General features: G+C 39.1%; 1 protein-coding gene. It reads right to left on the reverse strand.

Going from position 1 to position 2014, the window contains the following annotated elements; genetic code table 11:
• The coding region (locus tag HMPREF2728_RS06725; protein ID WP_148130297.1) for a Spy0128 family protein at window positions 1–2014 on the reverse strand (2014 nt) is incomplete at both ends.

A 2014-nucleotide genomic window follows, 5' to 3' on the forward strand; every position in this document is an offset into this window, starting at 1 on the left:
AGGAGTTACGCGGTTGTTGAACTCTTTATCCGCAGCATCCGTTACGTTCGCAACGATCGCTTTAGCAGTACCATCATGTGATACCACAACTTTAACAGTAGCAACCATTGTGTCATATGTAACAGTTGCATCTGTACCAGGAGTTTCTTCTACAGTGTAGTTATAAGTCTTACCAAGATCATCACGTCCGAACTCAAGAGTCTTGAAGACAATCTTACCAGCCGCGTCATTCTTCACGTGTTCTACTTCAACACCGTCTTTCTTCAATACGAATTCGAATTCGTTCTCTTGAAGTTCACGGCCTTCCAAACGTTTCGTGAAGTTCATTTCCACTGGAACTGGAACGCTGTTCACACGTTTTTGAGTAGGTTTTTCTGGTTTTTCAACTGTCTTGCTTACTGGGTTGTAAACGTGAACAGTTTGGTTAGCTGTATTTTCAATATCAGCACCAGCTTTAACTGATTCTTTCACAGTCGCCAGGATATCAAATTTATAGTAACGTCCAAATGCGAACTTAGTGGTGTCGATAACAGGAGCATTAACTTTATCTTTGATAAATTCTTCTTTAGAAGTTGCAGTGATGGTGCCATTTTCAACTTTGATGTCGAATTTAGCTGTTACATCATCACCAGTTACTGAATCGTAAGCTTTGATATCAGCCGCGTTAACGTCCAATTTTTCTGCATCGTATGTATCAGATACACCAACGTATTGGATGTTGTTTGCTTCAGTGAATTTAGTAGTATCAAGCCATACTTGGTAAACCAATTTAGAACCACGTTTAACTGTCTTAGTATTTAAGTTTTCTAGTTCATTGTTAGTTGTCTTGTCTACATATGGATCCGCATTTGTTTCAGTGTACTCATTGTTCAACTCATCGTCGTCATCCAGCAACTTGTTACCAGTGATGTCATATTTCTCTTTAGAAACGACAAATTTTTCTGGTTGGAATTCTGGAGTTTCTGGTGGAGTTACTTTGTTGTTGAATTCTTTATCTGCAGTACCGTCAGTTGCATTGCCGTCAGCATTTTTACCGCCAGTTGAGGTAACATTTGTAACGGTAGTCAAGGTATGACCATTCTTAGCAACTTCAACTGTAACAGTCGCCTTCATTTGGTCATAGGTCATTCCGTATTCTTTGTTTTCAGGAATAACTTCTTCTACAGTATAAGTATGAGTACCAACTTTCGTGTTATCAAATGACAATTCTGAGAAGGTGACATTACCATCTTCATCATTCTTCACTGTTTCAACTTCTTTACCAGTTGAATCTTTCAATACGAAGCTGAATTCACCTGCTGCCAATTTACGTCCAGCTAATTTCTTAGTAAAGTCAAATCTTGCAACGACTGGAGCCACATGATAGTTGTTAAACTCTGTATCTTCAGGCATTGTAACATTAGCAGTCAAGATACCAGATGCAGCGTCTTTCGTTACATTAACTGTTACGACTGCATTCATTGAATCGTAGTCGATATTTGTATCTGTTCCAGCTACTTCACGTACAGTGTAAGTGTGTTCACCTACAGCGTTGTATTCAATTGCATCAAATGTGATAGATCCATCTGCTGCATTTTTCTTGGTTTGGATGACATTACCGTTTTCAAGCAACTCAAATGTGAAGGCATCCTTAGTAAGCTCTTTACCTTCCAATTTCTTAGTGAATCGGAATTGAGCATTGGTTGCAGCAGGTGTGAAGGTATTGTTGAACTCTGTATCGGTTGGAAGAGCTTTTGTTGCTGTAAGAGCATGACCTGACTTAGTAACTGTGATCGTTACTTCAGCCTTCATTGGGTCATATTCCATACCAGCTTCTGATCCAGCTACTTCTTCTACAGTGTACTTATGAACACCCACTTGAGTATTGGTAAATGTCAAGGCATCGAATTTCACTTTACCATCAGCATCGTTTGTCTTAGTTTGAAGGGTATTTCCTTCAGCATCTTTCAATACGAAGCTAAATTCACCATCTTTAAGTTTACGTCCTGCAAGAGCTTTGCTGAAGTCAAATTGA

Origin of the sequence: Streptococcus sp. HMSC061D10 (genome assembly GCF_001808865.1) — a bacterium.
Taxonomy (GTDB): domain Bacteria; phylum Bacillota; class Bacilli; order Lactobacillales; family Streptococcaceae; genus Streptococcus.